The following is a 26,318-nucleotide window of genomic DNA, read 5'->3' as shown; positions in this document are numbered from 1 at the left end:
TCCGATGACCTATTGAAACCAAGGAGCAATTATGTCCAACACCGTGACCCTTCTCGACCGCAACGCTAATTTTGCGGCCCGCTTTTCCGACGGCGACATGCCGGTTTTTCCAAAACTCAACACCATGATCATCGCCTGTATCGACGCCCGCGTAGACCCGGCGCATGTGTTGGGGTTGGATCTTGGCGATGCGGTTGTGATCCGCAACACCGGCGGTCGCGTCACGCCTGCAGTGATTGAGGAAATCAGTGCCCTGTCGGTGCTGATCAACCAGATCAATGGCGGAAAAGACACGCCGTTTGAGGTGGTTTTGCTGCAGCACACCCAATGCGGCGCCGAACGCTACGCCGATCCCAACTTGCGGGCTGCGATCCAATCTCAGGCCGGTATCGACGTGACCCCACTGGCCATTCACGACCATGATCAAAGCCTGAAAGACGACCTTGAAACCCTGCGCGAAGCCAAAGCTGTGCCCAACTATCTGGTGGTTTCGGCCATGCTCTATGATGTGAAAACCGGCGGCGTTTCCGAAATCGTTGCGCCAGCCCCCTTGGGCTAAGCCACTCAAACAAAAAAACCGTCGCGGGGGATACCGCGACGGTCAGTTTCAGGAAGGGAAGATTTCCTGTTATGTGGGCCAAACGCCCCTTGGGAAAATTACTCCGCCGCCGTGGACATCGGGTTGTTTGGATGCGCGGTCCAGTTGCCGTAATCGGCCTCCACTGGCGTGTTGGTGCGCTCATCCATTTCACCCGGCTCCAGCGTGCGCATGGTGATACAATTCTCCACCGGACACACGTTGACGCAAAGATTACAGGCCACGCATTCATCGTCTTTCACGGTGAACACACGGTCCTCAGACATCTCAATCGCCTGGTGAGAGGTATCCTCACAAGCCGCGTAACAGCGGCCACAGCTGATACAATCATCCTGATTGATCACCGCTTTGGTGACGTGGTTCAGGTTCAGATACTGCCAGTCGGTGACATTTGGCGTCGCCATGCCGACAAAATCGGCGGTGGAGGTGTAGCCCTTCTCATCCATCCACTGGGACAGACCAGAGATCATCTCCTGCACAATCTTAAAGCCATAGGTCATCGCCGCCGTACAAACCTGTACGTTGCCCGCGCCCAGCGCCATGAACTCCGCCGCATCCCGCCATGTGGTCACACCACCGATGCCGGAAATCGGCAGTTTCGCCGTCTCAGGGTTACGCGCAATTTCCGCCACCATGTTCAGCGCAATTGGCTTCACCGCTGGACCGCAATAGCCGCCGTGGGTGCCTTTGCCATCAATCATTGGCTCCGGGCTCATCGCATCGAGGTTCACATTGGTGATCGAGTTGATGGTGTTGATCAAGCTCACCGCATCCGCCCCACCGCGCAACGCCGCTTCCGCAGGATGCAGGATGTTGGTGATGTTTGGCGTCAGCTTCACAATCACCGGCAGGTCCGTGGCTTCTTTACACCAGCGCGCGACCATTTCGATGTAGTCTGGAACCTGCCCCACAGCAGAGCCCATACCGCGCTCGGCCATGCCATGTGGGCAGCCAAAGTTCAGCTCAAACCCATCACAGCCGGTTTCCGCGATCATGGGAAGAATGCGTTTCCACTCGTCTTCCTCACACGGCACCATCACCGAGGCGATCAGCGCGTGATCCGGATAATCCCGCTTCACCCGCGTCATTTCTTCAAGGTTCACTTCCAGCGGACGGTCGGTGATCAGCTCGATGTTGTTCAAACCCAGCAACCGGCGGTCTGCACCATGGATCGCCCCGTAACGCGGGCCGTTCACATTGACGACAGGAGGACCTTCCGCACCTAGAGTTTTCCACACAACGCCGCCCCAGCCCGCTTCAAAGGCGCGGCGCACGTTGTATTCCTTGTCCGTTGGCGGCGCCGAGGCGAGCCAGAACGGGTTGGGGGATTTGATCCCTACAAAGTCACTTTCGAGATTGGCCATATGCTTATCTCCCCTTACGCCGACAGTTTGGCGTGAATGTCTTCGGCCGCGTCACGACCCTCAGCCACCGCAGTCACGGTCAGATCATCGCCGCCCGTGGCACAGTCGCCACCAGCCCAGATGCCATCCACGGACGTGCGCCCGTTGTCATCCACTTTGATCTTGCCCCACTCCAGCTCTGGCAGGCCCTCGCCTTCCAGTGTCTGACCAATGGCTTTGAACACCTGATCCGCTTGTAAACGCACGGTTTGACCGGTCGAATTCAGATCATTGTCGGTGTACTCAAACTCGATCTCGCGCACCGCGCCGTTGCCAATCACCGCTTTGGGCGAGGCATTGGTGATGATCCGCACGCCTTTGGACGCCGCAAGATCCTGTTCAAACTCGGACGCGTTCATCCGGTCTTTGCCACGGCGATACACAAGGCTCACGTTCAGCGCACCCAACAGCTTCGCTTGAACAGCCGCATCCACAGCGGTCATCCCGCCACCGATCACCACGACATCGCGGCCAATCGCCATTTTGCCAAGGTCATCTGCCTGACGCAGCTCCGCAATGAAATCCACCGCGTCATCGACACCGTCTCTGTCTTCGCCATCCACGCCCAGCGCATTCACGCCGCCCAGACCAATGCCAAGGAACACCGCGTCAAAGTCAGCCTTCAGACCGTCCAGAGACAGCCCGTCACCCAGCTTCTTGCCGGTCTCAACGGTGATGCCGCCAATCTTCAGCAGCCAATCCACCTCGCGCTCCGCAAAGCTCTCAACCGATTTATAGGCCGCAATGCCGAACTCGTTCAGACCACCCGCTTTTGCGCGCGCATCATAAACCGTGACATCATGCCCATGCATGGCCAAACGGTGTGCCGCGGACAGACCCGCTGGCCCCGCGCCCACCACAGCGACTTTCTTGCCGGTGCTGTCGGCTCGGCCAAAAGGGTGAAGGCCCGCATCCACCAGCTTGTCGGTGGCATAGCGCTGCAACCGGCCAATCTCGACCGGATTGCCTTCTGCCGTTTCGCGCACACAGACCTGCTCACACAGCGTCTCGGTTGGGCACACACGGGCGCACATGCCGCCCAGAATGTTCTGATCAAAAATCGTCTTGGCCGCCGCTTCCGGCGTGCCGGTGGCAATCTGACGAATGAACAGTGGAATATCAATGTCTGTCGGACAGGCCGTCATGCAGGGCGCATCGTGACAGAAGTAACAACGATCCGACGCCACCAAGGCCTCATGATCATCAAAACGAGGATGCAAATCCCCAAAGTTTTCGGACAGTTCCGCAGCGTCTAAACGCGCTGCTTGGATGCCGTCGCTAAACGGTGTGTTGGACATAAGACCTCCCCATACACCTTGTTGGCTACCCCCGTAGGCTTACACAGGTTTTTTGACCAATCAATAAAAAAATTTACCACATGGTCAAAAGATGAGATGCAAACAGCCTCTGCCCAACAAAACGACAGCTGCACAAATCTTCACCACATCAAAGACTTTGGCGCAATTTTGCGCAGGCAAACCCGAGAAGACGCAGCATTCCGCCCGAGACGCTTTACGGCATGACGTTTTTGCGAAATCCGCCACATTGAAACACTTATTGCGCAAAAAACTCTTGTTTTCTGCCTGAGTTTTTATCAGATGGTAGACGCGCAGTTTCTATTTTCGACCCCCTGCTCCTAACCGGCTCAGCTTTCGATCAAGATACCCGCCGGGTTGCCGCATGTTGCGGGCGACACAAAACATGGAGAACAACGATGGCTACGGGCACCGTTAAATGGTTCAACACCACCAAAGGCTTCGGCTTCATTGCACCTGACGAAGGCGGCAACGACGTATTTGTACACATTTCTGCAGTTGAGCGCTCCGGTCTGACCGGTCTGGCCGACAACCAGAAAGTCAGCTACGAGCTGCAGGCTGGCCGTGACGGCCGCGAAAGCGCCGTAGATCTGGCCCTGCTTTAAACGAGCGACAGTTCCGAGATGAGAAAGGCGCCCAATGGGCGCCTTTTTTTGTCCAACATATCCGCGCAACTACGGAGCCAGGTGGGTCATTCCAATAGCCTGCAGGCGCCCATCTGGTCCGAAAGTCATACCCAAAAACCACTTCCGGTTCTCTATGGTATCACGATCGCAGCCCAACACACCAAAGCGAGCAGCAGAAGCCACCTCGCCACCGGGAACAGCGCCAAATATCTTGATTACGTCGGCTCGCGCGACCCCAACCGCGAACCCGGAAGGCGTTTCCCAACTGGGCGACAAGCCCACTAGACCAATGACCTTGTTCTGAAACAGGTCAATCTGAAGCCCTCTCGCAAAAATGCGATCAATCGCCTGTCCAGCCTCTGCCCCCATTTCCACAGGCTCCGGCGATCCAAGCTTACCCAGCTTGGTGAGCGGGTCTCCCATTGCAACCCCTCCAAGCACAAACTCCGATTGTGGGAGGCACTCCTCCACCAAACCGTTTTGAACTTCCTCTTGTAGAAGCTTTTGCCTAGAGGCAGAACGATCTGCATCCCCCCATGAGCGCGATACCTCATCCCACCGCTGCCCAGCGGTTGTTTTGGCATCGTAAATTCCGCCTCCAAACCCATAGCTGACGCTCTTCGGCACACATTCAAGTTCGGCCAGCAGCTCGTCATCCCGTGTCACCTCAAGCCCGCCAAAATGACGTTCCTCGCGTTGCATTTCCCCTTCGGAGAACGGACGATCGAACCCCGCATAAACCGCATAGCTATGCCCTAGATTGTAGAAGACAATGCTTTCCACAATGGACTTTCCGACGCCAGACCAAGGCCCAAAATCAACCTTCCGAATGGGAACAGAAAGCTCCAAATCCGGCGATTGCCCCACCGCGCCATAGCGATAGGTCGCCTGGTTTTCATCAAAACACACAAACACTTCGGTGTTTCGTCCGGCAATCTCACACGACGCAAAAGCCTCCTGCCCCTGTGGGCAACCAGCGACACCAGCTGACCCTAACAAACAGAGGACCAAAGCCCCCCAAACGACTCTTACCCGCATCTCGGAAAACACTCCCATTAATGCTCCAAAAAACGCAAACCAACACAACTTTTTAGTGGTGCTCGGCCCGCCCCCCCCTACCGCAGCTTAAGACGCCGCGCCGCCTCATGTCCGGCATCCCAAGCTAGTATCTCTGGATACAACGCACACACACGCGACACCTCCGCATCAAACTGCGCGTGAAGCGGCGACGCCGTTGGACGGAAAGGCTGGGACACATCAAATCCCTGCAACGCCTCATCCTGCACATAACGCTGCAATAAGAGGGCAAACGGCAGGTGCTCCTCTGGAGGCAAACCAAGTCCCAACGGAAATTCGCCTTTGCGATGGAAATAGTCCAAAGCCGCATCATGATGTGAGGTGATCACCTCCTCATGCCGCTGACTGAGCGTCGCGCAGGTCACCCCAACTAGATCCTCGTAGCTGTAAAGAACCACAGATGGCGGCCGCAACCACAGATACACCACGAGACACACAAGCGCGCCAAACACCCCAACAACAAACTTCACAATTTTCATGGGCCCACCTAGGGGCAGCTTATGAGACCTGTCAAGGAACCGCCGAATTGGTCGTCCATCTCAACAACAGGCTGGAAAAGCGCAAGGAGCATTGGTCGAAAATTCGATGCAGCGCACTGTTGCCAAAAGAAAAAGACGCAGCCCGAAGGCTACGTCTTTTTTCTTTTCCTCTGGGAGGAAAATGGTCGGGACGGCAAGATTCGAACTTGCGACCCCCTGTACCCAAAACAGGTGCGCTACCAGGCTGCGCTACGCCCCGACTTGTGAGGCAGGGTTTACCCCCACTGTTCGGGAATGAAAACCCCCTAACAACGCCAGTTTGCAATTTCTTGCAAAAAACTTTGGTGACGCATTTCACTGCCCACAGAGATGCCCATCGCCTCGGACAATCCACCATTAATTTCAAGAACATAGCGGACATCATCCCCGCCAAAAATCGGTGTTTCGTCCAGTGGAATGGCGTTGCTGTGGATGTGTTGGATCACCCCGTGCTCGTCCGCAAACAGCATATCGAGGGGAATCAACGTGTTGCGCATCCAAAAAGATGCAGACCGCGTGGTTTCATAGACAAACAGCATGCCCGCACTGCTCGGCATATGGGACCGATTCATCAATCCCTGCGCCCGCTCGGCCTCTGTGTCTGCCACTTCTACGGAGAATCGCGCCTGACCAAAGTCGCCTCGTATCAGCAAGCTGTCTGCGCGGCAGGCGTCATTTGCTTGGGCGGGCAAGGAGATCATGAACCCTGCCACCAGCCCAAAAAATCCGGCGCCGATCCTGCGACCCGCGCCAGAGAGTGTTAGTCGTTTTCCAAAACTGCGTTTTCCCACGCCAATACCTCGGTTGCCATGCGACCACGTTTACCGTCGATCACACGCAGCGCCAAGGCTTCACCGGGCTGCAGGTCCGACAGACCTGAGCGGCGCAGAACTTCGATGTGCAGGAAAATATCTTCCGGGCGGCCAAACACATTGGCAAAGCCAAAGCCCTTGCCTTTGTCGAACCACTTCACCCGCGCTGGCTCCAGCGGCGTGGCGCGAATGTCATCCAGGTCCATGCCTTCAAAATCAGACAGCGCCACAGGCACTTCTGTTTCCGGTGCTTCGATTTTGAACACTTCGACGGCCTGTGCACCCCGCTGTGTCACTTGCACGGACACGTCAATTACGGACCCGTCCGCAACCGAGCTTTGACCGAAGTTGCGCAACACATTTGCGTGCAACAAAATATCCGGCCCACCGTCGTCTGAAACAATAAATCCGAATCCCTTGACCGGATCGAACCATTTCACCACGCCCATCACCTGCGTGACGTCATTTTCTAGAGTACTCAATGCCTCAACCTTAGTTTGTATCATCCCCATGATCTGCGTGACTGTGCTGCATCAAGACGACTTCGGCAAGCGCAAAATTTCCATGCATTTCATGCGCTTGCCACGATAATTTTTAACTAATTAAGGGTTAAGACGCTGAATTTCCCACGGTTTTTCAGGGGTTTCGCGGGTCCAGCGGAAGCGGTCGTGTAGCCGAAACGCCCCATCCGCCCAAAATTCAATTTCGGCAGGAATAAGCCGGTATCCACCCCAGAACGGCGGGCGCTTGGGATGGGTTCCGTGCGCGGCTGTTATTTTTGCCACTTTTGCCATTAATTCTGTGCGCGAACTTAGGGGTTGAGACTGTTCCGACGCCCAGGCACCCAGCTTGCTCTTCAAACTGCGCGACTCAAAATATGCATCCGCCTGCGGACCGTCCTCCCGCATAACGTGTCCTCTGACCCGAATTTGGCGGCGCAAAGATTTCCAGTGCAGCACAAAAGACGCCTTGCCTGCGCCATCCAGTTCCTGCGCTTTGGCACTGCCGTAATTTGTATAGAACACAAACGCCGCATCCTCGATGTCCTTCAAGAGCACCATGCGGGAATTTGGCATGCCCTCTGCGTCCACCGTCGACAGGGCGATGGCATTGGCATCATTTGGCTCGCTCTTCTCGGCCTCTGCCAACCACGCCCGTGTAATTTCAAACGGGTTCTCGCCCGCAAAAATCCCTGATCTCTCGCTCATCACTGCCTCCAAATGTACCATCCAGCCTCTCAGGCTAGGCATATTGCGCGCTGGCGAAGACCTTGATGCGACAGGGTCAATCGCCTAAACGTCACGCATAACCAAGTGGGACGGAGTTCACCGGATGTCAAATCAACTCATGGCAGGCAAACGCGGCCTAATTATGGGGCTTGCCAACGACAAGTCTATTGCCTGGGGCATCGCCAAAGCCTGCGCCGACGCCGGCGCCGAGCTGGCCTTCTCTTATATGGGCGACGCTTTTAAGAAACGCGTGGTCCCGCTGGCGGAACAGCTAAACGTCGACACGCTGATCGACTGTGATGTCTCTGACGCAGCCTCCATTGATGCCGCCTTTGCCGAGATCGAAGCCAAATGGGGCAAAATCGACTTCATCGTGCACGCCATTGGCTTCTCGGACAAAAACGAGCTGCGCGGGCGCTATGTCGACACTTCAAAAGACAACTTCCTGATGACCATGGATGTCTCGGTCTACTCTTTCACCGCTGTGATGCAGCGCGCGGAGAAGCTGATGACAGATGGCGGCTCCGCCCTGACGCTCACCTACTACGGTGCCGAGCAGGTGATGCCACATTATAACGTCATGGGCGTGGCCAAAGCCGCGCTGGAAGCCTCGGTGAAATACCTGGCCGAAGACCTTGGAAAAGACGGCATTCGTGTCAACGCAATTTCCGCAGGTCCAATCAAGACCCTCGCAGCCTCGGGCATTGGTGACTTCCGCTACATTATGAAATGGAACGAGCTGAACTCCCCTCTGCGCCGCAATGTCAGCCTCGAGGACGTGGGCAACTCCGCGCTCTACCTGCTGTCTGATCTCAGCAGCGGCGTCACAGGCGAAAACCTGCACGTTGACGCAGGCTATCACATCGTCGGCATGAAAGCCGTCGACGCGCCGGACATTGACGCCGTGGTGGGCCGCAAATGAGCCTCGCCGCCTTTATCGCTGCCGTCTCTCTCTGCCTGATGGCAGCCGTCAGCCCCGGCCCTGCCGTGCTCATGGCTGCGCGCGTAGGCCTTCAACAAGGCCTGAAAACCGGCGCAGCCCTGTCTGTGGGCATCGGCCTTGGTGCGGTCTTCTGGGCTGCTTCCGCCCTCTTTGGCCTTGCCCTGCTGTTTGAATACGCGCCTTTCCTGCTGACTGTTCTGAAAATCGGCGGCGCGGCCTTCCTGATCTGGACGGCCGTCAAAATGTGGCGCTCCGCCGATGAGCCATTGGAAGACAACGCAGCCGAAGTGGCCGCGATGACACCTTTGTCCGCCCTGCGCCTCGGCATCTGGACCCAGCTGGCCAACCCAAAGCCCGCCGTGTTCTTTGGCGCGGTTTTTGTCGGCACCGTGCCAACCGACGCAACGCCATTGGCGCTGGCCCTGCTGTTGGCCTGCATCTTCCTTGGCGAGTTCCTCTGGAACACCTCCGTGGCGCGGCTGTTCTCGCTGGACCGCACCCGCAAAATCTACATCGGCCTGAAGCACCTGATTGACCGCGTCCTTGGCGGCCTTCTGGCGGCTCTGGGTGTCAAGATCGCGGCCACCTAGGCCGCGCTCAGGTCATGCGCACACTCCTCAAGGCTCTCTTCTTTTTGCTCTGCATCGCGAGCGCCTTGGGGATATTCGCACTCTACCGCCCTCATTACATACCGCCGCCAATCAAAGAGGCCATCTGGCCGCGCGATGACATCGCCGTGGTGCGCGCCCGTCAAACACCTATGCTGAGCACAGGCTTTGCCATCCACAACGCCGCCCTAGGCGCCCCTATCTACATCCGCATATTCAAGGAAGAACGCGAGCTAGAGCTCTGGGTGCAAACCCCAAGTGACACCTACGCCCTGTTCAAAACCTACCCGATCTGCAACCATTCTGGCGGCCTTGGTCCCAAACTCAAGGAAGGCGACCGCCAATCGCCTGAGGGGTTCTACACGGTCACCAAATCCGCCTTAAACCCAAACAGCAGCTACCACATGTCCTTCAATCTCGGCTTTCCCAATCGCTTTGACCGCAGCCACAACCGCACCGGCAGCTTCCTGATGGTGCATGGCGACTGCGTCTCCGTTGGGTGTTACGCGATGACCGATCCCGCGATCGAGGAAATCTACGTCGCCGTCGAGGCCGCCCTGAACAACGGTTTGGCTGCCGTGCCCGTGCACGCCTTCCCCTTCCGCCCCACCCCTCAACGTATGGCGGCGGCCTCCGGCCACCGTTGGGAAGACTTCTGGCAGCAACTTGCCCCCGCCTACCACGCTTTTGACAAAACCGGCCGCCCGCCATTGATCTCAGTGGATGACAACAAATACCAAGTCACCGCTTGGTAGGCACGCAAACAGTTTGCGCCGCCTTTGCGTTCTGCTAGAACGGCTGAAATCTGCGACAAAGGGGTGAGTCCACATGAGCGAGCGTCTGCCACACGAAAAAGGCTTCCACATCAGCTGGGATCAAATCCACCGCGACAGCCGCGCGCTGGCTTGGCGTCTGGACGGCAAAGGCCCTGATGACGGCGCATGGAAAGCTGTTGTGGCCATCACCCGTGGCGGCATGGCGCCGGCGATGATCGTCAGCCGTGAACTCGACATCCGCACCGTCGACACAATTTCCGTGAAATCTTACTACTCCGGTGGCGGCGCGCAGGACAAACAGCGTGAGGCGCAGGTTCTCAAAAGCCCTGATGCCGAGCTGATGGGCGACGGCGAAGGCATCCTGATCGTGGACGATCTGGTGGATTCCGGTAAAACTCTCGAATTGGTGCGTCAGCTCTACCCCAAAGCGCATTTCGCCACCGTCTACGCCAAACCTGCCGGCGAGCCGATGGTCGACACCTTCATCACCGGCGTGAGCCAGGACACCTGGATCTTCTTCCCGTGGGACATGGCGTTGCAATACGTCGAGCCTTATCGCGGCACCGATTGATCGCACCGGTTGGTGGGCTTGCCCCACATCACAAACCGCATTCTTCGGACCGCAGCGAGGCCCCTCGCTGCGGTTTTCTTTTGCCCGCTTTTGCCTGAGAGACTGACCAATGACCCTCACCCGCACCGCCGCCACCTTTGCCCCACCCGTGATGGAAGCCCGCCGTTGGCTTGAAGGCGTGACCTTTCCGCCGGAGCGCCCGCTGATCAACGTCAGTCAAGCCGCCCCGGTCGCCGCCCCACCGGAGCCATTGCTGCAACACATCGCAGACACAGCACTCAACAAGCCCGAAGCCCACCTCTACGGCCCTGTGCTGGGGTTACCTGAGTTGCGCGCCGAAGTCGCCGCGCAATGGTCCGCCGCCTACGCGGGCGAGATCGCTCCCACCCAAGTCGCCATCACCTCTGGCTGCAACCAGGCCTTCTGCGCCACTCTTACCGCCATCGCCGGAGAAGGCGACGAAGTCATTCTGCCAACCCCTTGGTACTTCAATCACAAAATGTGGCTCGACATGCAGGGCGTCACCGCCGTGCCCTTGCCCACCGACGCCCACCTCCTGCCAGACCCGGAACACGCCGCCGCCCTGATCACAGAGCGCACCCGCGCCATTGTCCTGGTCACGCCTAACAACCCCGGCGGCGTCGAATACCCGGCAGAGCTTGTGCGCGCCATGTACGCGCTTGCCAAGTCTCGCGGCATACGCCTGATCGTGGATGAAACCTACCGCGACTTTGACAGCCGCACCGGCGCGCCGCACGACCTCTTTGGCGACCCGGACTGGCAGGACACGCTGGTGCAGCTCTATTCCTTCTCCAAAGCCTACCGCCTCACCGGCCATCGCGTGGGCGCCATGGTGGGCAGCGTGGAGCTATTGGCTGAAGCCGAGAAATTCCTCGACACGGTCACCATTTGCCCCAACCAGCTCGGACAGCACGCCGCGCTCTGGGGCATGCAAAACCTCAGCCAATGGCTCGCTGGCGAACGCGCCGAAATCCTCGACCGCCGCGCCGCGATCACCGACAACCTGCGACAGCTCACCGACCAAGGCTGGGAGCTACAGGGCGCAGGCGCTTACTTCGCTTACATGAAGCATCCGTTTGACCTGCCGTCGGACCAACTGGCGCAGCAACTGGTGCAAAGCCACGGCATCCTGACCCTGCCCGGCACCATGTTCACGCCGGAGGGCGATCAGGCGGGCAAAGACACCCTGCGCATCGCCTTTGCCAACGTCGACCGCGCCGGAATCGGTGACCTTTTTGCCCGTCTCGCCACAGTCAAAGCCTGACGCACACACAACACAGGCGGGACAGGCCAATCATGCTTGCCCCCCCTGCCCCAACCGCGTAGACCTTCGCAGAAGAAACTTGAACGATTACAGGGCGGACATCGGACATGGCGCAGAGCAAAACCTCCAAAACAGCGGTCTGGATTCTCATGGGCCTGCTCATTCTGGGCTTAGGCGGTTTTGGCGCAACCAGCCTCACCGGCACCGTGCGCTCCGTTGGGACCGTCGGTGACGAAGACATTTCGGTCGACGATTACGCCCGCGCCCTGCAAGAAGAGCTGCGCGCGCTTGAGGCCCAGACCGGTCAGTCCCTGCCCTTTGCCCAGGCCCAAGCCTTTGGCATTGACCGCATGGTGCTCTCCCGCCTCTCCACCACCCGCTCTTTGGACGCAGAAAACAAACGCCTCGGCATCTCGATTGGCGACGAAAACCTGCGTCAGGAATTGATGAATATTCCATCCTTCCAAGGTCTCGACGGCTCCTTTGACCGCGACGCTTACGCTTTCGCCATCGATCAGGCCGGTATGAACGAATCCGAATTTGAGGACAGCGTGCGCGAAGACACCGTGCGCTCCTTGTTGCAAGGCGCCGTGGTGTCCGGCCTGGTGATGCCCGACGTCTACGCCGACACCGTGATCAAATTTGTTGCCGAAGAGCGTGACTTCACCTGGTCCCAACTGACCGCGGACAACCTGACCACCGCTGTTGCCGCCCCAACCGAAGCGGAAATCGAAACCTTCTACAACGACAACCAAGACCGCTTCATGCTGCCCGCCACCCGCCAGATCACCTACGCGTGGCTGTCGCCTGAAATGATCATCGATCAGGTCGAAGTGGACGAAGCCGCCCTGCAGAAACTCTATGATGAGCGTGACAGCGAGTTTAACCGTCCTGAGCGCCGTCTGGTCGAACGTCTGGCCTTTGCTGATGACGCTGCCGCGCAAGCCGCGATGGAGCAGATCTCCGCCGGCACCGCCACCTTCACCAGCCTGGTCGAAGGCCGCGGCCTGACCCTCTCCGATGTGGATCTGGGCGACGTGACCAAAGCGGATCTTGGCGCAGCGGGCGAAGCTGTCTTCCTGGCACCTGCCAACGGTATCGCGGGTCCAGCCCCATCCAACCTCGGCCCAGCCCTGTTCCGCGTGAACGGCATCCTGGGCGCACAGACCACCACCTTTGACGAAGCCAAAGACCTGCTGCGTGAAGAACTTGCCGCAGAGCGCTCCCGCCGTCTGATCGACACCCAAATCGGCAACATCGACGACCTGCTTGCCGGTGGCGCCACGCTAGAAGAGCTGGTTGAAGAAACCGATATGGAATTGGGCATTCTCAATTGGCACCCTGCATCTGAGGATGATCTCGCCGGCTATGAGGGCTTCCGCGCCGTCGCTTCCGCTGTGACCATAGACGACTTCCCGCAGATCGAAGTGCTAGAGGACGGCGGCATCTTTGCCCTGCGTCTGGAAGGCGAAACCCCAAGCCAGCCAGCACCTTTGGAAGATGTGGCTGAGGACGCCGCTGCCGCCATCACCGCCGAACGCAACACTGAATCCCTCAAAGGTCTGATCGAAACCCTGAAGCCCCGCCTGAACGACGGCACCAGCTTCACCTCCTTTGGATTCACCGCCAACGAAGAGGTCGAGATGGACCGCGCCGCATTTGTGCCCGGCACCCCTGCCGAATTCCTCTCCGAAATCTTTGAGATGGAAGTGGGCGAACTGCGCACTCTGGACAGCCCGGAAGGCCTGATTGTGGTGCGCCTGAATGCCATCACCGAGCCCGCGACCGATGACCCGGAGATCACATCTCTGAAGGCCGCAATCACTGCACAGCTTTCCAGTGGCATCTCTCAGGACGTCTTTGCCGCCTACGCGCAGGCGCTGCAAGGCATGTATCCGACACAGATCAATCAACAGGCACTGAACGCGGTGCACGTGAACTTCCAGTAAAGAAAGGCCGCCAAGGTGGACCTGACTCCCTCGTTTGAAGATTTTGCCAAAGCCTATGAGGCCGGTGAAAATCAGGTAGTGTACACGCGGCTCGCCGCCGACCTCGACACCCCGGTGTCGCTCATGCTCAAGCTCACCGGCGCCCACAAAGACGCCTTTATGCTGGAGTCTGTGACCGGTGGCGAAGTGCGTGGACGGTATTCCATCATTGGCATGAAGCCCGATCTGATCTGGCAAACCCACGGCACAGAAAGCCGCATCAACCGCACCGCGCGGTTTGATCCCGATGGCTTCACCGCGCAAGATGGCGACCCGCTCGCCAACCTGCGCGCCCTGATTGCCGAAAGCAAAATTGACTTGCCCGAAGACCTGCCACAGGCCTCCGCCGGTCTGTTTGGCTACCTCGGCTATGACATGATCCGGCTGGTAGAGCATCTGCCCAACATCAACCCGGACCCGCTTGGCCTGCCCGACGCCTGCATGTTGCGCCCTTCTGTGGTGGCCGTGCTGGATGGTGTGAAAGGCGAAGTCACCGTGGTCTCCCCCGCGTGGTTCAGCGACGGCCAATCCGCCCGCGCCGCCTATGCGCAGGCAGCCGAACGGGTGATGGACGCTGTGCGCGATCTCGAACGCGCCATGCCACAGGCCGCGCGTGATCTGGGTGAGGCGCACGAAGTGTCTGCACCGGTCTCCAACTTCACCAAAGAGGGCTACCTGGCCGCAGTGGAGAAGGCCAAGGAATACATCAAGGCCGGCGACATCTTCCAAGTGGTGCCTGCCCAACGCTGGACGCAGGACTTCCCGCAGCCACCCTTTGCGCTCTACCGCTCCCTGCGCCGCACCAACCCATCACCGTTCATGTTCTACTTCAACTTCGGTGGGTTTCAGGTTGTTGGTGCAAGTCCGGAAATCCTCGTGCGGGTCTTTGGCAACGAAGTCACCATCCGTCCCATCGCAGGCACCCGCCCCCGTGGCGCCACGCCTGAAGAGGACAAGGCGCTCGAAGAGGATCTCTTGGCGGATAAGAAAGAGCTCGCCGAGCACCTCATGCTTTTGGATCTGGGCCGCAATGATACTGGCCGTGTCTCCAGGATCGGCACCGTGCGCCCCACCGAGAAATTCATCATCGAGCGCTACAGCCACGTGATGCACATCGTCTCCAACGTGGTCGGCGAATTGGCGGAAGACAAAGACGCGCTGGATGCCTTCTTTGCGGGTATGCCTGCGGGCACCGTTTCAGGTGCGCCGAAAGTGCGCGCGATGGAAATCATCGACGAGCTAGAGCCAGAGAAACGCGGCATCTACGGCGGTGGCGTGGGCTACTTCAGCTCCGGTGGCGACATGGACATCTGTATCGCGCTCCGCACAGCGATTGTGAAAGACCAAAAACTCTACATTCAGGCCGGTGGCGGCGTTGTCTATGACAGCGACCCGGAAGCGGAATACATGGAGACCGTGCACAAATCCAACGCCATCCGCCGCGCCGCTGCCGACGCCGCGCGGTTCACCGGCAGCGGGAACTCGTGAGCGACACCTCCGACACAACAGCTCTTGGCACCGTGACGCCCTATTTCACGGTGCCGGACGCCGAAGTGTTTATCCATTTCGCGCAAGCCGTCTTTGACGCTGAGACTATCAAAGAAGACCGCTACGACAGCGGCGTGATCCAACACGCCCGCCTGCGTATTGGCACCTCCGTCCTGATGCTCAATCAGGCCACAGAGACTTACCCCGCCAACGCCTCCCAAATGCACATCCAGGTCGCCGATGCCGCGAAGACCTATGCCCTTGCATTGGAGCTTGGCGCCACCGCGATTATGCAGCCCAACCTGCGCCCCCATGGTGAGCACATGGCGGGGATCATCGATCCCAGCGGCAACACCTGGTGGATCGCCAGCCCGGCGCCCTAACCGCGCAAGCCCCCAACAAAAAAGCCGCCTCTCAGGCGGCCTATTTTATCTTCTTCGCGATCTTTTCTTCTTTGGACAATTTGTTGCCCCAGGTGTTCTTGCTGATCCCCATGTCATAGGCCATCGGCTTGGTTTTGCCTTTGCTGACCTTACCGCCCTTGTCCAAGTATTGCTGAATCAGATCTTCATCGGTGGTCTCTTTGGGCACATGTTTCATCGCCATCTTCCCCCAATTGCAAGGCACGGAATCACGCCTTGCTTTACACTTTCAGCCTAGCAACGCGCCGGCAAATGACCAGCCCAAACAGCGCATTCCCAAACCGTTCTTTCTGAAGGCAGCCGCCGCCGGCTCTGTTTACGTGACAATCGCGTCTCCTCCCTCCCCCGTCCTGGGCATTCAAGTGCAAGACGCAAAAGTTTGTCCAAACGGTAAAACCAGCGTTACACTGTGCAATCACATAGCAAGAAAGATCGTCAGTTCGATTCGTTTGGGTCGCACGAGGCGGCGTATTTTATAAAACTTAGGGAGCCCAATATGTCTCAATTCACCTTATCACGTCGCCACTTCTTGGCCTCCACCGCAGGCTTCATCGCCCTACACCCGTTCTCGGCAAATGCCGCGACAAATCAAGCACATCTGCGGATCATGGAAACCACAGACCTGCACGTGCACGTCTTCCCATATGACTATTACGCCGACAAACCACGCGACACCGTTGGCCTCGCCCGCACCGCCTCTCTGATCAAAAACATCCGTGATGAGGCCACCAACTCGATGCTGATCGACAACGGGGATTTCCTGCAGGGCAACCCAATGGGCGACTACATCGCCTACGAGCGCGGCATGAAAGAAGGCGACATGCACCCGATCATCACCGCTATGAACGCCGTGGGTTATGATGCTGCTACTATTGGCAACCACGAATTCAACTACGGCATTGATTTCTTGATGAAATCCATGGCTGGCGCAGACTTTGAAACCGTGCTCTCCAACATCTCTCTGGAGCAAGGTGCGACGGCGCGCGAAGACAAAACCCTGTTCAAACCCTATTCCATTCTGGAACGTGAACTCACCGATGGTTCGGGTGAGAAACACATGATTAAGGTTGGTGTGATTGGCTTTACCCCTCCACAAGTCATGAACTGGGATCGCCGCCACCTCGAAGGCAACGTACAGGCGCGTGATATCGTCGAAACCGCCAAAGCTTTTGTTCCGCAGATGAAAGAAGAAGGCGCCGACATCATCATCGCGCTCAGCCACTCGGGCATCGGCGCGGCAGATCATTCTGACGGCATGGAAAACGCCTCCGTGCCGCTCGCAGCCGTTGAGGGCATCGATGCCGTCCTCACCGGACACCACCACCGCGTGTTCCCCTCCTCGGCCTATGACGGCATGGCTGGCGTGGACGTGGCAAACGGCACCATCATGGGCAAGCCAGCCGCCATGGGCGGCTTCTGGGGCTCGCACATGGGTCTCATCGACCTGATGCTGGAACGCTCTGGAAACGAATGGAAAATTGTCTCTCACAGCACCGAAGCGCGCCCAATCTCCAAGCGCAACGAGGACCGCTCGATCACCGCCTTGGTCGGAGACCAGCCAGACGTTCTGGCCAGCGTTCAGAAAGAGCATGACGAGACCCTCGCCTACGTCCGCCGCGCTGTGGGCAAAACCGACGCGCCCCTGCACAGCTACTTCGCGCTGGTGGCCGATGACCCATCTGTTCAGATCGTCTCCATCGCGCAGCTTTGGTACATTGAGCAGATGATGAAAGGCACCGAACACGAAGGCCTGCCCATCCTCTCCGCAGCCGCCCCTTTCAAAGCCGGTGGCCGTGGTGGTCCGGAGTATTACACCGACGTGGCCAAAGGCGACGTGGCGATCAAAAACGTCTCCGACCTCTACCTCTACCCCAACACCGTCCGCGCCGTGCGCGTGAGTGGTCAGGAGGTCAAAGACTGGCTGGAACGCTCCGCAGGCATCTTCAACCAAGTTGAAGCAGGTAAGGCTGATCAAGTGCTGCTGAACCCAGACTTCCCATCGTACAACTTTGATGTGATGGACGGTGTTACCTATGAAATCGATCTATCCCAACCGTCAAAATACGATCCCAAAGGCAATCTGATCAACCCAGACGCCAATCGGATTGTGAACCTGACATACATGGGTTTGCCAATTGATCCTTTGCGCTATTTCATCATCGCCACCAACAACTACCGCGCAGGTGGCGGCGGCAAGTTCCCCGGCGCCATGGGGGAAACCATCGTGTTTGAAGGTCCGGACACCAACCGTGACGTGATTGTGCGCTATATCGTGGAAAAAGGCACCATCAGCCCTCGCGCTGACGCCAACTGGACCTTCGCACCGCTGCCAGGCACCTCGGTGCTGTTTGACACCGGCCCCAAGGCGGCGGACTACAGCGACAGCGTGGAAGGTGTGTCCATCGAGGCCGCAGGCGAAGGCCCAGACGGTTTCGCCCGCTTCCGTATCCAGCTGTAAAGACACATAAAACCACAAAAGGCCGGAGCTTGCCCCGGCCTTTTTCATGCGCTCAGAGACACGTCCACGTCTCCACATCGTAACGCGGCGCGGGCATCTTTGGCCATGCCTCAGGTGCCAAGCTTGGATCGCGCAGCAATGGGTCAAACTGCCCTTTTCGGTTGCGCAAACTCTCTGGATCCAGCGCCAATCTCTGACACTTTGCCAGATCGCTGATGGTTGTGCCGCTGGCCTTGGTCAGGTCAATTAAGTGCCCCTTCCGCTGGCTCATCGTCGCGCGAAACTGCAACGGCTTATTCAGTTTGAACACATGTGTGTTCACCCCAAACAGCCTCGTCTCGCCCTGCCACTCTTCGCCAGAGGCAAACACCAGCTCATACCGTCCAGGTGGCACCAAAACCTGAAAGAACTCCCCACCCCGCACGTACGCGGCCAGCACCACCTTGTCGCGCTCAACATCCCGTAAATTCAGGAAATAGTCCGCACCAGCGTTGGTCTTGATCAGCAACGGCAGGGTCGCGGGCAAGCCCGAGCGGTTCCACATAAGTCCCTGCGGTCGCTCCTCTGCCAATGCAGTCAAAGCGGACACCGTGAGCACAAAAAACAAAAGCAACCGTATCATTGCTGAAGGCTACTGAGCTTTGAACCAAACAAAAAGGGCCGGAGTTGCCTCCAGCCCTTCTCTTTCCTTCTCAGCACCTTACGCCGCTTCGGACGGCTCTGCCTTCTTGTTGGCGCCCTTGACCCATTCCCGCATGCCCTGCAGCAGCACATAGAGGATCGGCACAATGATCACACCAATAACGGTCGCCGCCAACATACCGCCAAACACGGCCACGCCGATAGCTTTCTGGCTCGCCGCACCAGCGCCATTGGCCACCAACAGCGGCACCACGCCCAGCAGGAAGGACAGCGCTGTCATCATCACCGCGCGGAAACGCTGGCTGGCAGCCTCAACAGCTGCCTCTTTGATGCTCAGCCCCGCGGCCCGTCGCTCCATCGCAAATTCCACGATGAGAATGGCGTTTTTGGAAGCCAGACCAATCAGCATGATCATCCCGATCTGGGTGTAGAGGTTCACGTCCCCCCCAGACACAGCCACCGCGGCCAATGCGCCAAACAGCGCCACCGACACCGAGAGCAGAATGCCAACTGGCATGGTCCAACTTTCATACTGCGCCACAAGGAACAGATAGGCGAAGACCACCGCCATAATCAGAATAATCACCACCAACCCGCTTCCGGACTGCTGTTGCTGCGCTGTCCCAGTCCATTCAAAGCTGTAACCCGGCGGCAGCGCATTCGCCGCCTCTTCTTCCAGAACGCGGATCGCATCCCCGGTCGACAAGCCCTCTTTTGGCACACCTGTCACCGTGGCGGCGCGGAACATGTTGTAGCGGTTCAAAGCCACCGGCCCCAACTCATTACGTACAGTTACCAATGTGCCCATGGGCACCATTTCACCGGTTTGAGAACGCACATACAGCGCGTTGATGTCCTCAACTTGGGAACGGAACTCGCCATCCGCCTGGATCATCACGCGATAGACCCGCCCAAACAGGTTGAAATCGTTCACATAGATCGAGCCCATGTAGCCTTGTAACGTGGTGAACACATCCGAGATCGACACGTTCAGCGACTTGGCCTTCTCGCGATCCAGATCCACATAGACTTTTGGCACGTTGGCGCGGAAGGTCGAGTAGCTCTGCGCCATCTCCGGACGTTGGTTGGCGGCATAGACCAACGAGCCAATCGCGGCCGAGAGGTCTTGCGCCGTGCCACCACCGGTCTGCTGTACCTTCATTTCCACACCGGCACTCATGCCAAGACCGGAAATTGGCGGCGGGTTAAAGGCAATCACGCTGGCAGAGATTTCCTGATTGGCGACACCGTAAACCTTCGCCAAAATCCCATCCGCGCTCAACTCATCCGTCTGCCGATCGTCCCAGGGTTCAAGGTTCAGAATGATCATTGCCCCGTTTGATCCCGACCCATTGAGCAAACTAAAGCCGTTCACCAGCACAGAGCCGGCCACACCGGGCAGTTCCATCAACTGCTCATTCAAGCGCGCTGTGACAGCCTCAGTCCGTTCCAACGACGCCGCATCCGGCAGCTGTACATCCACAAACAACGTGCCGTTGTCTTCCAAAGGAATAAAGCCAGCGGGAATGGTCTTCATCAACGTGCCAGAACCAGCAAACATCGCCACCAGCACTACAATCGCCATGATAGGGATACGCACAAACCGACGCACCACGCCCACATAGGCACCCCTTGCCCCGTCGACACCTTTCTCAAACACCGCCATCAGCCCTTTAGGACCACCAGGATCACGCGCTTTCAGGATCAGCGAGCACAGAGCCGGAGACAACGTCAACGCGTTGATCGACGAAATCACCACAGCGGTGGAAATGGTCACGGCAAACTGCGTGTAGAGACGCCCGGTGATACCCGGCATAAAGGTCACCGGCACAAACACCGCCAACAAAACCAAGGTGGTGGCAATCACCGGACCGGTGATCTGCCCCATCGCCTTGCGGGTTGCGTCAGCAGCAGACAGCCCCTCTTCCGCAATGATACGCTCGACGTTCTCCACCACCACGATAGCGTCATCCACAACAATCCCGATGGCCAACACCAAGGCAAACAGCGAGATGGTGTTCAGCGACATGCCAAACAACAGCAAGAACGCAAATGTCCCGATCAAGGAGACCGGGATGGCGACCGCAGGAATGGCGGTTGCCCGCACATTGCCAAGGAAAATAAACACCACCGAGATCACAAGAATGAAGGTCAGGATCAGGGTGGACACCACGTCGCTCAATGACTGCTCCACAAACAGTGTACTGTCATAGGGAACGGCGTATTCGACATCGTCCGGGAAGGCGGCGGAGAGACGTTCCACTTCGGCTTTTACAGCCTCCGCAACCGCCAAGGCGTTTTCGCCCGGCGCCTGATAGATGGCCAGAACCGTCGCCGGACTGCCGTCTGCCCGACCAGAGGCGTTGTAGTAGTTCGCGCCTAACTCGACCCGCGCCACATCTTTCATACGCACAATGCTGCCCGCCTCGCCGGTACGCAGTACAATCTCTTCAAACTCCTTCACCGTGGTCAGGCGGCCTTTGGATTTAATGGTGTATTGAAACTGTTGCCCAGTGGGGATCGGCGGCGTACCGATCTGACCGGCGGAGACCTCAAGGTTCTGCTCTCGAATGGCCGCCACCAGATCGCCTGGTGTGAGCCCCAGCCCTGCCATACGGTCCGGATCCATCCACATCCGCATGGAGTATTCAAAGTTGGTCATTACGTCCGCTTTACCCACGCCCTTCACACGCGCCAGTGCGTCGCGCAGGTTGATCGAGGCGTAGTTGGACAGAAACACCTCGTCATAGGTGCTGTTGGGCGACACCAACGTCACGATCATCAGCATGTTGGTGGAGGATTTCTGCGTCACCACCCCGCTGTTGGTCACCTCGGTTGGCAGCGACGACGTCGCCTGCGCAACGCGGTTCTGCACGTTCACCGAGGCAATATCCGGGTCTGTGCCCACTTCAAAGGTTACAGACAGGTTGTAGGAGCCAGTGTCAGTGCTGTCAGATGACATATAGATCATGTCATCCACACCGTTCACCTGCGCCTCAATGGGCGCGGCCACAGTGTTTTCCACCGTTTCAGAGTTGGCACCGGTATAGTTGGTGGACACCGTCACCACAGGCGGTGTGATGTCCGGAAACTGCTCCACAGGGAGTGCGTTATACCCGATGAACCCCATGATGGAGAGCACCAGGGAAATCACAAACGCCGTCTTCGGGCGCCGGATGAAGATCGCTGAAAACACGGGTTACTGCTCCTCTGTCGGCTGGCCGGCCAGCACCGCATCCACGGTCACACCGGGACGCACGCGTTGCAGGCCTTCGACAATCACGGATTCGCCTTCGCGCATCCCGTCTTCAACAACCACAGCGGCCTCAACCTGACGGCCCAGCGTCACATAGCGCTGCTCAACCGTTTGCTGCTGACCAACCACAAGCACAAAGTCGCCGCGCTGATCGCGCTGCACCGCCGCCTGCGGGATCATCAGCACCTGGCTTGGGGCTGCGCTGGCAATGCGGATGTTCAGGAAGGCGCCGTCCAGCAGCAACCGACGTGCATTTTCAAACTCAGCCCGCAAGGTGATCGTGCCTGTGGACGGGTTGATCCGGTTGTCGACAAAGACCACCTGCCCGACCTCTTCCAACTCGTCCCCGTTGGGCAAAATCGCAAAGACCTTTGGTGCTTTCTCTTTGTCTGAAAGCTCCTGAAGCTCTGCTTCATGGTGCTCCATCACTTCGACCAACTGCTTCTCAGTCAGCGAAAACTCCACAAAGATCGGCGCAGTGCGCACAATGTTGATCAGATATGTCGTGGTTGGCCCAACCAATTCGCCAACGCTCACGTTGGACCGACCAATACGTCCATCAAACGGCGCGTGAATTTTGGTGTAGTCCAGGTCCAACTGCGCCTGCGCAATGGCCGCTTTGGCAATTTCCACCTGCGCTTTGGCCACTTCGTTGTTGGCCACGGCCACATCACGATCCGCCTCGGTGCCCACGTCCCGCTCAAACAGCTCCGACTTCCGCACCAACTCCACTTCGGTCAGTCGCAGGTTGGCTTCCGCTTGCGCAAGATCCGCTTTGCGCGCATCCACTGCCGCCTGATACACCTCAGGCTCGATCTCAAACAACAAGTCACCGGCGGTAACCTCATCGCCATCCAGACCGTGGATTTTTTCAACAAAGCCACTCACGCGCGCCACGAGATCCACCTTATCGACGGCCTCACCTTTACCGATGAAAATCACCTCATCCACCAGCTCATCAGTGTAGGCTGCGGCTATCGCGACTTTGGGAGCGGGGGCATCCTGCGACACTGCGCTGGTCGCCAATAAACTGACCGAGAGCATGGCGGCTGAGAGAGGGGTGAAAATCGGAAACTTCATGGTGTCTTATCCCAATGGCTTGGAGATCAGGGCCAAATGTAACGGCGGTGATCACATGACAATTCACGCCATAGAAACATGGCCCGCCCCAAGCAGCAAGCATGCGTTAACCACAAATGCCAAGCATCTGGTAGAAAAAGCAAAAACGCGCCGACGAAGGGCGCGCTTTCCAAGTTCTTCAAAGGATCGAAACGATCAGTCGTTGTCGTAATAGGCTGGCGGATCATCATAGATCGCCCAGCCAAACTCCCCATCGGAGCCTGGCAGTTCTTCCGGCTTCATCTTGGCCTGAATGTAAGTCTTGGCGACAAAATGCGCACTCACCGGTGCGGTCAGGAACAGGAAGATGGTGATCAACAGCTCATGAAATGACAGGGTCCCCTTCACCAACAGGAAGTACAGCATCGACGCGATCAACACACCGCCAACCCCAAGCGTGGTCGCCTTGGTCGGGGCATGAAGGCGCTGCATGGTGTCGTTTAATTTGAGCATGCCGAAGCTGCCAACCAACCCAAAGACGCCAGCCAAAACGATGAAGAAGGACACGAGGATTTCTGCAAACATTTGTCTCTCCCTTACTCGATGATATCGCCGCGCAGCACAAAGCGGCAGTAGGCGACAGTTGACACAAATCCCACCATCGCCACCAGCATGGAGGCTTCGTAGTAGATCGCAGTGCCCTTGTGCACGCCGTATAAGATCAACAACGCAATGACATTGATCACAAGCGTGTCGAGCGCCAAAATCCGGTCCGCCGCAGTCGGGCCTCTGGCAATGCGCCAGACACACATCAACATGCCAAGCCCAAAGCAGGCAAAGCCAAAATAGAGAGCCATCGTGATCATGAGAAAATCTCCTTCAACCGGCGCTCGTAGCGGATTTTGATCTCATCGCGCACAGCCTCAGGATCATCACAATCCAAACAATGCACAAGCACGCTGCTGCCGTCTGCCGACAACATCGCAGACACCGTGCCCGGCGTCATGGTGATGGTCCCTGCGAGGATAGTGATCGCCTCTGGCGAGGTCACATCCAGCGGAACAGTCACCCATTTGGAGTGAATGTCCTTACTGCGTTTGAACAGGATAATCGCAGCGACGTGGAAGTTCGCGACGACAATATCCCATAACACCACCAGCACGTATTCCACCACTTTGAAGTAGTTCTGGATGCGCGGACGTCCAGGCCAATAGGGGGCCGTCAGAATGGGCACAACCACGCCAAAAATCGCACCTAACAACACGTTGCCAACCGTGACCTTGTTGACCAGCATCAGCCAGATAACCAACAATGTCAGGCTCAAAATCGGGTGCGGTAGAAGTTTCCGTCTCATTTCAGATCCTCCCCATTCTGCCCAAGCACCGCGTCGACATAGGCCGACACGTCAAACAACTGGGCTGAGGTTTGCTCCAGATAGCCCATGACCGGCCCAGCAAACACCGCCAACAGCACCAAGGCTGCCAGAGACAAGCTCACGCCGGCCAGTGCATTCACACCAATGGGCGTCGCGTCTTCCGGCTCTTCCGCCTCAGGATCGGCCAAGGCTGTGGCTTTCCAGAACACCACGCTGCCGGCCCGTGCAAAGCCCACGATGGTCACCAACGAACCAATCAGGATCGCTGCCCAGGCGGTGGCCATCCACGGCATGTCGCGCACCCCGTCCAGCACCAACAGCTTGCCCAAGAAGCCGCTGAGCGGCGGCATCCCCGTCACGCCAATGGCCCCGACAAAGAAGAACGCCGCAAACAAGCCATTCTGATAGATTGGTGGTTGCGCAGACAAAGCATCGCTGCCGCGTCGCGTGACCACCAGATCCGCCAGCAGGAACAGCGCCGCCGCCGCAAAGGTGGAGTGCAGAAGGTAATAGAGCCCAGCGCCAATCGCTTCAGGCGTAAACGCCGCCACGGCCAGCAGCAACGTGCCCATAGAGCCAACCACCGCAAAGGACAGCATCGGCATCAACCGCCGCGCGCCCAACACGCCAATGGCGCCGACCGCCAAGGTGATCACCGCAGCGGGCATCACCCAGCTGCCAATCAGCCCGTCCACTGCGGCCACATCCGGCCCAAACACCAGCGTGTAAAAGCGGATGATCGCGTAGGCGCCCACTTTGGTCATGATCGCAAACAAGGCCGCCACAGGTGCGGGCGCATTGGCATAGGTCGCGGGCAGCCAGAACTGCACCGGAAACAACGCCGCCTTGATGGCAAACACCATCAACAACAACACTGCAGACACCCGCAGAATGGCCGCTTCTTCCACCGGAAGCTCACGCACTTTCACGGCCAGGTCCGCAAGGTTGAGCGTGCCGGTCGACGCATAAAGCGCGCCCAGCGCAAACAGGAACAGCGTGGAGCCTGCGAGGTTCATCACCACGTACTGCAAACCGGCCTTCAACCGCACCTTGCCGCCGCCGTGGATCATAAGGCCATAAGACGCGATCAGCAGAACTTCGAAGAACACAAACAAGTTGAACGCGTCACCGGTCAGAAAGGCACCACAGACGCCCATCAGCTGGAACTGGAACAGTGCATGGAAATGCCGCCCACGATTGTCCCACTCAGTGGCAATCGCATGCCACAGCACAATCAGCGCCAGGATCGACGTCAACAGCACCATCATCGCCGACAAGCGGTCCAGCACCAACACAATGCCAAACGGCGCAGGCCAGTCGCCAAGGTAGTAAACGTGTGTTTCGCCATCCGCGACAATCGCCAGAAGACCAAGCGAAATAGCCGCGAGCATCACCGTGCCCGCCACCGACGCATAGCGCGCCAACTTGATGTCGTGCCGCATCACATAGGCAATGACCGGCGCCAGCAGCGCTGGCAGCACAACAGGAGCAATTATCCAGTGGTTCATACGCCCTGCCCCTCTGTGTCTTGCGCATCATCTTCGTCAGTCATGTTGATCTCATCACTGTCCGCCTCAAGATAGGCGCCCAGCGCGATCATCACCAAGACCGCGGTCATGCCAAAGCTGATCACAATCGCGGTCAGCACCAGTGCTTGCGGCAGCGGGTCAGAATAGCTGACATCGGCATATTTGTTCAGGATCGGTGGCGCGTTCACCGCCAGACGTCCGGTGGCAAACAGGAACACGTTCACCGCATAAGACAGCAACGCCATCCCGAGGATCACAGGAAAGGCCCGCAGGCGCAGGATCAGGTAAATCCCCCCCGCCGTCAGCACGCCAATGGCACTGGCAACAATCATCTCCATG

At 58.0% G+C, this 26,318-nt stretch carries 27 protein-coding genes and 1 tRNA gene; 11 read left to right on the top strand and 17 right to left on the bottom strand.

The genetic code is table 11. The features are described 5' to 3' along the window. Positions 1-31 precede the first annotated feature (31 nt). Positions 32-559, top strand: coding sequence for a carbonic anhydrase (locus JXR15_RS16065; RefSeq protein WP_422054211.1), 528 nt, complete (start codon positions 32-34; stop codon positions 557-559). Positions 560-657: 98 nt separating this feature from the next. On the opposite strand, the gene preA is transcribed toward JXR15_RS16065, so the two are convergent. Beyond that, on the bottom strand, positions 658-1,962 hold the full coding sequence (gene preA / locus JXR15_RS16060; RefSeq protein WP_422054209.1) for an NAD-dependent dihydropyrimidine dehydrogenase subunit PreA: 1,305 nt from the start codon (positions 1,960-1,962) through the stop codon (positions 658-660). A 14-nt stretch (positions 1,963-1,976) separates the two neighbouring features. Then, positions 1,977-3,299 carry an NAD(P)-dependent oxidoreductase gene (locus JXR15_RS16055; RefSeq protein ID WP_422054208.1) on the bottom strand — a complete coding sequence of 441 codons (1,323 nt, stop codon included), beginning with the start codon at positions 3,297-3,299 and terminating at the stop codon, positions 1,977-1,979. A 416-nt stretch (positions 3,300-3,715) separates the two neighbouring features. Between JXR15_RS16055 and JXR15_RS16050 the strand changes: the two genes are divergently transcribed. Next, the gene (locus tag JXR15_RS16050; protein WP_299418967.1) at positions 3,716-3,922 is read left to right on the top strand and encodes a cold-shock protein; all 207 of its coding nucleotides are present in this window, start codon (positions 3,716-3,718) and stop codon (positions 3,920-3,922) included. 69 nt (positions 3,923-3,991) lie between these two features. Here JXR15_RS16050 and JXR15_RS16045 read toward each other — a convergent pair whose 3' ends face one another. The 6 genes from JXR15_RS16045 to pdxH all read right to left on the bottom strand — a co-directional run bounded on the left by JXR15_RS16045 (position 3,992) and on the right by pdxH (position 7,558). Beyond that, the gene (locus JXR15_RS16045; protein ID WP_422054206.1) at positions 3,992-4,942 is read right to left on the bottom strand and encodes a hypothetical protein; all 951 of its coding nucleotides are present in this window, start codon (positions 4,940-4,942) and stop codon (positions 3,992-3,994) included. 116 nt (positions 4,943-5,058) lie between these two features. Then, positions 5,059-5,499 carry a hypothetical protein gene (locus JXR15_RS16040; protein ID WP_422054205.1) on the bottom strand — a complete coding sequence of 147 codons (441 nt, stop codon included), beginning with the start codon at positions 5,497-5,499 and terminating at the stop codon, positions 5,059-5,061. 182 nt (positions 5,500-5,681) lie between these two features. After that, positions 5,682-5,758: transfer RNA gene (locus tag JXR15_RS16035), tRNA-Pro, on the bottom strand. Positions 5,759-5,804: 46 nt separating this feature from the next. Then, positions 5,805-6,239 carry a DUF192 domain-containing protein gene (locus JXR15_RS16030; protein ID WP_422054204.1) on the bottom strand — a complete coding sequence of 145 codons (435 nt, stop codon included), beginning with the start codon at positions 6,237-6,239 and terminating at the stop codon, positions 5,805-5,807. Positions 6,240-6,298: 59 nt separating this feature from the next. Beyond that, positions 6,299-6,856: a cold-shock protein gene (locus JXR15_RS16025; protein WP_422054203.1), complete on the bottom strand. Its 558-nt coding sequence runs from the start codon at positions 6,854-6,856 to the stop codon at positions 6,299-6,301. Between the two features lie 96 nt (positions 6,857-6,952). Next, positions 6,953-7,558, bottom strand: coding sequence for a pyridoxamine 5'-phosphate oxidase (gene pdxH / locus JXR15_RS16020; protein WP_422054202.1), 606 nt, complete (start codon positions 7,556-7,558; stop codon positions 6,953-6,955). A gap of 124 nt (positions 7,559-7,682) precedes the next feature. Between pdxH and fabI the strand changes: the two genes are divergently transcribed. From fabI to JXR15_RS15980, 8 genes are all read left to right on the top strand, one after another. Beyond that, a complete protein-coding gene (fabI, locus tag JXR15_RS16015; RefSeq protein ID WP_422054201.1) occupies positions 7,683-8,501 on the top strand; it encodes an enoyl-ACP reductase FabI in 819 nt (272 codons plus the stop codon). Continuing rightward, a complete protein-coding gene (locus tag JXR15_RS16010; protein ID WP_422054200.1) occupies positions 8,498-9,112 on the top strand; it encodes a LysE family translocator in 615 nt (204 codons plus the stop codon). The genes fabI and JXR15_RS16010 overlap by 4 nt, the downstream gene beginning before the upstream one ends. A 14-nt stretch (positions 9,113-9,126) precedes the next feature. Further along, positions 9,127-9,885 (top strand): L,D-transpeptidase family protein, encoded by a 759-nt coding sequence (locus JXR15_RS16005; RefSeq protein WP_422054199.1) that lies wholly within the window; start codon positions 9,127-9,129, stop codon positions 9,883-9,885. A gap of 73 nt (positions 9,886-9,958) precedes the next feature. Then, positions 9,959-10,477 (top strand): xanthine phosphoribosyltransferase, encoded by a 519-nt coding sequence (gpt, locus tag JXR15_RS16000; RefSeq protein ID WP_422054198.1) that lies wholly within the window; start codon positions 9,959-9,961, stop codon positions 10,475-10,477. A 109-nt stretch (positions 10,478-10,586) separates the two neighbouring features. Then, positions 10,587-11,762, top strand: a complete 1,176-nt coding sequence (locus JXR15_RS15995) for an aminotransferase (RefSeq protein WP_422054197.1) — start codon at positions 10,587-10,589, stop codon at positions 11,760-11,762. Positions 11,763-11,869: 107 nt separating this feature from the next. Next, the gene (locus JXR15_RS15990) at positions 11,870-13,711 is read left to right on the top strand and encodes a peptidyl-prolyl cis-trans isomerase (protein ID WP_422054196.1); all 1,842 of its coding nucleotides are present in this window, start codon (positions 11,870-11,872) and stop codon (positions 13,709-13,711) included. 15 nt (positions 13,712-13,726) lie between these two features. Next, complete coding sequence (gene trpE / locus JXR15_RS15985) at positions 13,727-15,238, top strand: anthranilate synthase component I (RefSeq protein WP_422054195.1); 1,512 nt, start codon at positions 13,727-13,729, stop codon at positions 15,236-15,238. Next, positions 15,235-15,621 (top strand): VOC family protein, encoded by a 387-nt coding sequence (locus JXR15_RS15980; protein ID WP_422054194.1) that lies wholly within the window; start codon positions 15,235-15,237, stop codon positions 15,619-15,621. Before trpE ends, JXR15_RS15980 begins: the two co-directional genes overlap by 4 nt. A 40-nt stretch (positions 15,622-15,661) precedes the next feature. On the opposite strand, the gene JXR15_RS15975 is transcribed toward JXR15_RS15980, so the two are convergent. Beyond that, entirely contained in the window at positions 15,662-15,838 is a 177-nt protein-coding gene (locus tag JXR15_RS15975; RefSeq protein WP_283426951.1) for a hypothetical protein, read from the bottom strand. A 318-nt stretch (positions 15,839-16,156) separates the two neighbouring features. Here JXR15_RS15975 and JXR15_RS15970 point away from each other — a divergent pair, with 318 nt between their 5' ends. Continuing rightward, a complete protein-coding gene (locus JXR15_RS15970) occupies positions 16,157-18,118 on the top strand; it encodes a bifunctional 2',3'-cyclic-nucleotide 2'-phosphodiesterase/3'-nucleotidase (protein WP_422054193.1) in 1,962 nt (653 codons plus the stop codon). 52 nt (positions 18,119-18,170) lie between these two features. Here JXR15_RS15970 and JXR15_RS15965 read toward each other — a convergent pair whose 3' ends face one another. From JXR15_RS15965 to JXR15_RS15930, 8 genes are all read right to left on the bottom strand, one after another. After that, positions 18,171-18,740 (bottom strand): hypothetical protein, encoded by a 570-nt coding sequence (locus tag JXR15_RS15965; RefSeq protein WP_422054192.1) that lies wholly within the window; start codon positions 18,738-18,740, stop codon positions 18,171-18,173. Between the two features lie 78 nt (positions 18,741-18,818). Further along, positions 18,819-21,956, bottom strand: coding sequence for an efflux RND transporter permease subunit (locus JXR15_RS15960; RefSeq protein WP_422054191.1), 3,138 nt, complete (start codon positions 21,954-21,956; stop codon positions 18,819-18,821). Between the two features lie 3 nt (positions 21,957-21,959). Then, complete coding sequence (locus tag JXR15_RS15955; protein ID WP_422054190.1) at positions 21,960-23,096, bottom strand: efflux RND transporter periplasmic adaptor subunit; 1,137 nt, start codon at positions 23,094-23,096, stop codon at positions 21,960-21,962. A 195-nt stretch (positions 23,097-23,291) separates the two neighbouring features. Continuing rightward, positions 23,292-23,660, bottom strand: coding sequence for a Na+/H+ antiporter subunit G (locus JXR15_RS15950; RefSeq protein ID WP_422054189.1), 369 nt, complete (start codon positions 23,658-23,660; stop codon positions 23,292-23,294). Between the two features lie 11 nt (positions 23,661-23,671). Then, a complete protein-coding gene (locus JXR15_RS15945; RefSeq protein ID WP_422054188.1) occupies positions 23,672-23,941 on the bottom strand; it encodes a K+/H+ antiporter subunit F in 270 nt (89 codons plus the stop codon). Then, positions 23,938-24,429, bottom strand: a complete 492-nt coding sequence (locus tag JXR15_RS15940) for a Na+/H+ antiporter subunit E (RefSeq protein WP_422054187.1) — start codon at positions 24,427-24,429, stop codon at positions 23,938-23,940. The genes JXR15_RS15945 and JXR15_RS15940 overlap by 4 nt, the downstream gene beginning before the upstream one ends. After that, positions 24,426-25,958, bottom strand: coding sequence for a monovalent cation/H+ antiporter subunit D (locus tag JXR15_RS15935; RefSeq protein ID WP_422054186.1), 1,533 nt, complete (start codon positions 25,956-25,958; stop codon positions 24,426-24,428). The genes JXR15_RS15940 and JXR15_RS15935 overlap by 4 nt, the downstream gene beginning before the upstream one ends. After that, positions 25,955-26,317: a Na+/H+ antiporter subunit C gene (locus JXR15_RS15930; RefSeq protein WP_299418916.1), complete on the bottom strand. Its 363-nt coding sequence runs from the start codon at positions 26,315-26,317 to the stop codon at positions 25,955-25,957. Before JXR15_RS15930 ends, JXR15_RS15935 begins: the two co-directional genes overlap by 4 nt. Between the last annotated feature and the right edge of the window lies 1 nt (position 26,318).

The sequence above is a fragment of the Shimia sp. genome (assembly GCF_049116215.1).
In the GTDB taxonomy this organism is placed as follows: domain Bacteria; phylum Pseudomonadota; class Alphaproteobacteria; order Rhodobacterales; family Rhodobacteraceae; genus Shimia.
This window is presented reverse-complemented; position numbering and strand designations above follow the sequence as displayed.

Bases quoted from the DNA above. Each gene is read 5' to 3' on its own strand.
- JXR15_RS16050 (WP_299418967.1), top strand. From the start codon at position 3,716: ATGGCTACGGGCACCGTTAAATGGTTCAACACCACCAAAGGCTTCGGC.
- JXR15_RS15935 (WP_422054186.1), bottom strand. From the start codon at position 25,958: ATGAACCACTGGATAATTGCTCCTGTTGTGCTGCCAGCGCTGCTGGCG.
- JXR15_RS15965 (WP_422054192.1), bottom strand. From the start codon at position 18,740: ATGATACGGTTGCTTTTGTTTTTTGTGCTCACGGTGTCCGCTTTGACT.
- JXR15_RS16005 (WP_422054199.1), top strand. From the start codon at position 9,127: ATGCGCACACTCCTCAAGGCTCTCTTCTTTTTGCTCTGCATCGCGAGC.
- JXR15_RS15945 (WP_422054188.1), bottom strand. From the start codon at position 23,941: ATGATCACGATGGCTCTCTATTTTGGCTTTGCCTGCTTTGGGCTTGGC.
- JXR15_RS15930 (WP_299418916.1), bottom strand. From the start codon at position 26,317: ATGGAGATGATTGTTGCCAGTGCCATTGGCGTGCTGACGGCGGGGGGG.
- pdxH (WP_422054202.1), bottom strand. From the start codon at position 7,558: ATGAGCGAGAGATCAGGGATTTTTGCGGGCGAGAACCCGTTTGAAATT.
- JXR15_RS16010 (WP_422054200.1), top strand. From the start codon at position 8,498: ATGAGCCTCGCCGCCTTTATCGCTGCCGTCTCTCTCTGCCTGATGGCA.
- JXR15_RS15940 (WP_422054187.1), bottom strand. From the start codon at position 24,429: ATGAGACGGAAACTTCTACCGCACCCGATTTTGAGCCTGACATTGTTG.
- JXR15_RS15970 (WP_422054193.1), top strand. From the start codon at position 16,157: ATGTCTCAATTCACCTTATCACGTCGCCACTTCTTGGCCTCCACCGCA.
- preA (WP_422054209.1), bottom strand. From the start codon at position 1,962: ATGGCCAATCTCGAAAGTGACTTTGTAGGGATCAAATCCCCCAACCCG.
- JXR15_RS16025 (WP_422054203.1), bottom strand. From the start codon at position 6,856: ATGATACAAACTAAGGTTGAGGCATTGAGTACTCTAGAAAATGACGTC.
- JXR15_RS15975 (WP_283426951.1), bottom strand. From the start codon at position 15,838: ATGAAACATGTGCCCAAAGAGACCACCGATGAAGATCTGATTCAGCAA.
- JXR15_RS15955 (WP_422054190.1), bottom strand. From the start codon at position 23,096: ATGAAGTTTCCGATTTTCACCCCTCTCTCAGCCGCCATGCTCTCGGTC.
- JXR15_RS15950 (WP_422054189.1), bottom strand. From the start codon at position 23,660: ATGTTTGCAGAAATCCTCGTGTCCTTCTTCATCGTTTTGGCTGGCGTC.
- JXR15_RS16065 (WP_422054211.1), top strand. From the start codon at position 32: ATGTCCAACACCGTGACCCTTCTCGACCGCAACGCTAATTTTGCGGCC.
- gpt (WP_422054198.1), top strand. From the start codon at position 9,959: ATGAGCGAGCGTCTGCCACACGAAAAAGGCTTCCACATCAGCTGGGAT.
- JXR15_RS16030 (WP_422054204.1), bottom strand. From the start codon at position 6,239: ATGATCTCCTTGCCCGCCCAAGCAAATGACGCCTGCCGCGCAGACAGC.
- JXR15_RS16040 (WP_422054205.1), bottom strand. From the start codon at position 5,499: ATGAAAATTGTGAAGTTTGTTGTTGGGGTGTTTGGCGCGCTTGTGTGT.
- JXR15_RS15990 (WP_422054196.1), top strand. From the start codon at position 11,870: ATGGCGCAGAGCAAAACCTCCAAAACAGCGGTCTGGATTCTCATGGGC.
- JXR15_RS15995 (WP_422054197.1), top strand. From the start codon at position 10,587: ATGACCCTCACCCGCACCGCCGCCACCTTTGCCCCACCCGTGATGGAA.
- fabI (WP_422054201.1), top strand. From the start codon at position 7,683: ATGTCAAATCAACTCATGGCAGGCAAACGCGGCCTAATTATGGGGCTT.
- JXR15_RS16055 (WP_422054208.1), bottom strand. From the start codon at position 3,299: ATGTCCAACACACCGTTTAGCGACGGCATCCAAGCAGCGCGTTTAGAC.